Genomic DNA, 5,254 nt, shown 5'->3' on the forward strand with positions numbered 1-5,254 from the left:
GGGCTTCTGCCCGAGCTTCGTCACCGTCAAGGGCGGTGCGCTCAAGAAGCGCCGCAGTGCGAAGCCCAATGGCGCGACCGCCATGCCGCCCCTGCCCGAGCCGCAGCGGCCGGGCACGACCGAGCCCTATGGCATCCTCGTCACCGGCGTCGGCGGCACCGGCGTGGTCACGGTCGGCGCCCTGATCGGCATGGCGGCCCATATCGAAGGCAAGGGCTGCACCATCCTCGACATGACCGGCCTGGCGCAGAAGGGGGGTGCGGTCATCAGCCATCTGCGCATCGCCGACAACCCCGCCGACATCCATGCTGTGCGGGTCGCGGCGGGTGGTGCCCGGCTGCTTCTGGGCTGCGATCTCGTGGTCGCCGCCAGCTATGACGCGCTGACCAAGCTCCATAAGGGCGTCAGCCGCGCCGTCATCAATCTCGAGGAGAGCATCACCGGCGATTTCACGCGCCATCCCGATATGGGCTTTCCAATTGCCGATCTGAAGCGCGCGGTCGTCGACGCGATCGGTCGCGAGGATGTGGATTTCGTCGATGCCTCGCGCCTGGCCACGGCGATCATGGGCGATTCCATCGCCAGCAATCTCTTCATGCTGGGCTTCGCCTATCAGAAGGGCCTGATCCCGGTCTCGAGCGAGGCGCTGGAGCGCGCGATCGAGCTCAATGGCGCCGCGATCGAGCAGAACCGCCAGGCCTTCCGCTGGGGCCGGCGCGCAGCCCATGACCCGGCCTCGGTCGAGACCGCGGCCAAGGCCGCCGACCCGACCTCGGCACCGCGGCCAATCGCGACCACGCTCGAGGAGATCGTGACTTTGCGGGCTCGCGACCTGACCGCCTATCAGAACGACGCCCTGGCGCGCCGTTATCGCGATCTCGTCGCCGCGGTGGAAGTGGCCGAGGCCGAACGCACGCCCGGTCGTCGCGGCCTCGCCGAGACGGTCGCGCGCAATTATTACAAGCTCCTCGCCTATAAGGACGAGTATGAGGTGGCGCGGTTCCTCTCCGATCCGGCCTTCCGGCAGTCGCTGGCGAATCAGTTCGAGGGAAACTGGAAGGTCTCACTCAATCTGGCGCCGCCAATCATCGCCAAGCGCGACCCCGAGACCGGCCATCTGCTGAAGCGGGAATTCGGCCCCTGGCTGCTGAAGGTCTTCAGCATCCTGCCGCATTTCCGCTTCCTGCGCGGCACCGCCCTCGACCCCTTCGGCCGCACCGCCGAGCGCAAGCGCGAGCGCGCGCTCATCGTGGAGTATGAGAGGCTGCTGAAGGAGATCCTGGGCAAGCTCGATCACGAGAATCACCGCATCGCGGTGGCACTGGCCGACCTGCCGGACCAGATCCGCGGCTATGGCCATGTGAAGGACGCGTCGATCGAGAAGGCCAAGGCGCGCGAGGCGGAGCTGCTCGCCTCCTTCCGCAGCGCGCCGGTTCAGGCCGCGGCGGCGGAGTAGAAGACACGCTTTCTTCTTTCCTCGCCCTCACGAAGTGAGGGAGAGGGATGCGCAGAGTTAGTCGGAGCGAAGCGGAGACTTACTCGGAGCTGGGTGAGGGTGTGCCCGCAAGAAAGGCCCACCTCACCCTACCCTCTCCCCCCGCTACGCGGGCGGAGAGGAAGGATTTCTCTTGAAGCGCTCAGAACCCAATTGAGAATGACAACGTCGCTGCTACCGCCTTCTCGCGATCACCACGCCGGCGAAGATCATGATGGTGGCGGCGATCAGGATCGCGGTCGGGCGCTCGCCGAGCCAGAAGAAAGCGAGCACCAGCCCCGAAAGCGGCTGCAGGAACTGGATCGTGCCCATGCGCGCGATGCCGCCATGGCCGAGCGCCCAGTACCAGCCGATATAGCCCATGATCGACGTCACCCAGGCTAGCATCGCGATGGTGCCCCAGGCGATCCAGCTCGCCTCCGGGAGCGCGCCGCCGGTTTCGAACGCCAGGAACGGCGCCACCGCGATCGCGCCCGCGGTCACGCCCCAGAGCGTCGTGCCGAGACTGGCATAGCCCGATTGGGTGAGCCGGGCGCCGGCGACGTAGCCCATGGCGGCGAACAGGCTGGCGAACAGGATCAGGCAATCGCCCAAGATCGAGGCCTCGCCCGCCGAGGTCGGCATGCGGCCCAGGATCAGCAGGATCTCGCCCGCAAAGGCGACGGCACAGCCCGCCCACCAGACCCGGCTGGGCCGGCGCCGCTCGATCGCCGCCGCATAGAGTCCGGTGAAGATTGGGAGTGCTGCCAATATCAGCCCGCCATGCATGGCCGAGGTCATGCGCTGGCCGATCGTGTAGAGGATCGGAAAGGCGACGAAGCCGCAGAAGCCCGACAGCAGCAGCGGCCAGACCTGACGGCTGTGGCGCGGCGGCTTGATGCGCAGGCCCAGGGCCAACGGTGCCGCCGCCAGCCCGCCCAGCAGGGTGCGCAGCATGCCGACCAGCAGCGGATCGATCTCGCGCGCCGCGACCTTGGTGAAGACCGGCGTCGCCCCCCAGAACACCACCACGGCAAGCGCCACCAGGACGGGTATCCAGCTTGTGCTCTTGGTGGTCATGCCGGCGGGGGCCATCGCTTCGAGGGTTTGTGTTTCAATGATTTCCCGTTCGCCTAAAGCAACGGCCGCCGAACCGCAATGGGCTTGCGATATCGGCGACAATTGTGACCGCGACGCTCAAGCCCTGCCGGAACGCCCTGGCAACGATTGGAAATGCAGCAAGCCCGCGTCGGGTCTGCGATTTCTCGCTGTTGGGAAAAGGCAGGGCCCGGTGCTTGTCACCGGGACATGCGCTTGAACCTCCCTGCATATTGAAGGACTATTCTTGAGCAACGAACCCCGGCCGACCTTGAAAGGGCCCACGCGCTTCGCCCCCAACGCGAGCGCCGCCAAGGGCCAAGGCGCCGGGGCGTCAGGGACAAGGAGGACACCTCATGATGAATCGGCGAACGACGTTGAAACTGGCCGCCTTCGCGGTCGCGACGCTGCTGGCGGGAACCGCGGTGGCGAGCGCCGAAGAAGTGCTGCGGCGCGGCAACGGCGCGGAACCGGAGACGATCGATCCGCATAAATCCACCGGCGTCACCGAGAACGTGATCGAGAACGATCTGTTCGAGGGCCTGGTGACCCTGGCCGCCGACGGCAAGCAGATCCCGGGCGTCGCCAAGAGCTGGGACATCAGCGACGACGGCACTGTCTATACCTTCCATCTGCGCGACGATGCCAAATGGTCGAACGGCGAAGCCGTGACCTCCGCCGACTTCCTCTATTCGTTCCGGCGCGCGGTCGATCCCAAGACGGCCTCGGATTACGCCCCGATCCTCTCGCCGATCAAGAATGCCGATGACATCATCGCCGGCAAGATCACCGACCTCGCTCAGCTCGGCGTCGCGGCGCCCGACGCACAGACGGTGGTCATCACGCTCAATGCGCCGACGCCCTACCTGCTGGGCCTCCTGACCCACAACATCGCCATGCCCGTGCACAAGGCCACGGTCGAGAAGTTCGGCGATCAATGGACGCGGCCCGGCAACATGGTCTCGAACGGCGCCTTCATGCTGTCGGACTGGGTGCCGCAATCGCAGCTGACGGTGGTGAAGAACCCCAACTTCCATGACGCCGCCAACGTCAAGCTCGACAAGATCATCTACTACCCGACCGAGGATATCGCCGAAGAGCTGAAGCGCTATCGTGCCGGCGAGCTCGACATCACCTACGAGGTGCCCTCGGACCAGGTGAAGTGGCTCGAAGCCAACATGAAGGACGAGTTCCAGAACAAGCCCTATCTCGGCACCTACTATTACGTCATCAACCTGACCCGCGAGACGCTGGGCAAGGCGCAGCAGATCCGCAAGGCGCTGGCGCTCGGCGTCGATCGCGAGATCCTCACCGACAAGATCACCCAGGCCGGCGAGCTGCCCGCCTATAGCTGGGTCCCGCCCAATATCCCCGGCTATCAGCAGCAGTTCCTCGACTTCAAGGGCGAGGCCAAGGCGCAGCGCCTGGCCGAGGCCAAGAAGCTCCTGGCCGACGCCGGCTACGGCCCCGATCATCCGCTCAAGATCCAGCTGCTCTACAACACCAGCGACAACCACAAGAAGATCGCGGTCGCGATCGCCTCGATGTGGAAGCCCCTGGGCGTCGAGCTCGAGCTGGTGAACCAGGAATGGAAGGTCTATCTCGAGACGCGCGACAAGAAGGATTTCGACATCGCGCGCGCCGCCTGGATCGGCGATTATGCCGATCCGATCAACTTCCTCGACATGTTCAAGTCGGATGCCGGTGCCCGCAATGACGCCGGCTACAACAATCCGAAGTTCGACGAGCTGCTGAAGACCGCGGGTGCCACCGTCGATCCGAAGAAGCGGCTGGAGATCCTGGCGCAGGCCGAGAAGGTTTTCCTCGACGACTACGCCATGATCCCGGTCTATCACTATGTCAGCCACCATATGCTGAGCCCGAAGCTGGTCGGATGGGAGTTCAATATTCTCGACATCCATCCCGGCCGCTTCCTGTCGCTGAAGTCCTAAGGCGCTTGACGCCGTCATAGGGCAGGGTCCGGAGCCGTCGCTCTCGAAAGGGAGTGCCGGCTCCGCCCTGCCGGCGGCGTTGCTCTCCGGCGCGACCGGCCATGCTCAATTATGCCATCAAGCGACTGATCGGCGCGGTTCCGACCCTGCTGCTGATCGTCGCCATCACCTTTTTCATGGTGCATCTCGCACCCGGCGGTCCCTTCGACAAGGAACGCAAGCTCTCGGCCGAGGTCGAAGCCAATCTGCGCAAGGCCTATCACCTCGACGAGCCCGTCATCCAGCAGTTCGGCCGCTATGTCGGCAACCTGCTCCAGGGCGATTTCGGGCCCTCCTTCCAATACAAGGATTACAGCGTCACCGAGCTGATCCTCGGCGGCTTCCCGACCTCGCTGACGCTGGGCGCCATCGCGATGACCGCCGCCATCATTTTCGGCATGGGCGCCGGCATGATCGCGGCCCTGCGCCAGAACAGCCTGCTCGATCATGTTTTGATGGGTGGCGCCGTGCTCGGCGTGGCGGTTCCCAATTTCGTCGTGGCACCGCTCCTGACCTTGGTGATCGGCCTGTATCTTCGCCTGCTGCCCGTGGGCGGCTGGGGCGATGGCGGTTTCTCGATCCGTCACGCGATCCTGCCGGCGACAGCCCTGGCACTGCCGCAGATCGCGGCGATCGCGCGGTTGATGCGCGGCAGCATGCTCGAGGTGCTGCGCACCAACTATATCCGCAC

At 65.2% G+C, this 5,254-nt stretch carries 4 protein-coding genes; 3 read left to right on the forward strand and 1 reads right to left on the reverse strand.

Annotated features, from left to right (window positions below; all coding sequences use genetic code 11):
• Positions 1 to 1,456: DUF6537 domain-containing protein (locus tag ACREE8_RS17390; protein ID WP_431574270.1), on the forward strand; the 1,456-nt coding region annotated here is incomplete at its 5' end.
• Positions 1,457 to 1,669: 213 nt separating this feature from the next.
• On the opposite strand, the gene ACREE8_RS17395 is transcribed toward ACREE8_RS17390, so the two are convergent.
• Positions 1,670 to 2,554, reverse strand: a complete 885-nt coding sequence (locus tag ACREE8_RS17395) for a DMT family transporter (RefSeq protein WP_431574271.1) — start codon at positions 2,552 to 2,554, stop codon at positions 1,670 to 1,672.
• A 374-nt stretch (positions 2,555 to 2,928) separates the two neighbouring features.
• Here ACREE8_RS17395 and ACREE8_RS17400 point away from each other — a divergent pair, with 374 nt between their 5' ends.
• Both ACREE8_RS17400 and ACREE8_RS17405 read left to right on the forward strand, forming a co-directional pair.
• Positions 2,929 to 4,524 (forward strand): peptide ABC transporter substrate-binding protein, encoded by a 1,596-nt coding sequence (locus ACREE8_RS17400; protein ID WP_431574272.1) that lies wholly within the window; start codon positions 2,929 to 2,931, stop codon positions 4,522 to 4,524.
• Between the two features lie 101 nt (positions 4,525 to 4,625).
• Positions 4,626 to 5,254: ABC transporter permease subunit (locus tag ACREE8_RS17405; RefSeq protein WP_431574273.1), on the forward strand; the 629-nt coding region annotated here is incomplete at its 3' end.

The organism is Hypericibacter sp. (genome assembly GCF_050729195.1).
Taxonomy (GTDB): Bacteria; Pseudomonadota; Alphaproteobacteria; order Dongiales; family Dongiaceae; genus Hypericibacter.

Excerpts from the sequence above, each read along its gene's own strand:
- ACREE8_RS17395 (WP_431574271.1), bottom strand. The coding sequence starts at position 2,554 with ATGACCACCAAGAGCACAAGCTGGATACCCGTCCTGGTGGCGCTTGCC.
- ACREE8_RS17400 (WP_431574272.1), top strand. The coding sequence starts at position 2,929 with ATGATGAATCGGCGAACGACGTTGAAACTGGCCGCCTTCGCGGTCGCG.